Here is a 274-nt window from a genome sequence, read left to right as displayed (position 1 = left end):
TTGAAAACTAGATAACGAAACAATTTTGCGATTTTAGAAATATCCTTTAAGCTGAACTTGTGTTAAACAAGTGAAGATTAATAGATTGCTGAGTGAGGTTTTTGGATGAAGAACGACTTTTGGCGAAGCCAACTGGAGAGATTCAGCCAAAACACCGAACAATATGGTTAAGCTATTAAGAGCACACGGAGGATGCCTAGGCGCTAGGAGCCGATGAAGGACGTGGCGAACAACGATACTGCCTCGGGGAGCTGTACGCAAGCTTTGATCCGGG

Annotated in this window: 1 rRNA gene; it reads left to right on the top strand. The window is 43.8% G+C overall.

Annotation, left to right across the window (positions count from 1 at the left end):
- Positions 1-165: 165 nt before the first annotated feature.
- Positions 166-274: ribosomal RNA gene (locus KJS58_RS25180) — 23S ribosomal RNA — on the top strand; the annotation flags it as partial.

This window comes from Paenibacillus sp. J45TS6 (assembly GCF_018403285.1).
In the GTDB taxonomy this organism is placed as follows: domain Bacteria; phylum Bacillota; class Bacilli; order Paenibacillales; family Paenibacillaceae; genus Paenibacillus.
This window is presented reverse-complemented; position numbering and strand designations above follow the sequence as displayed.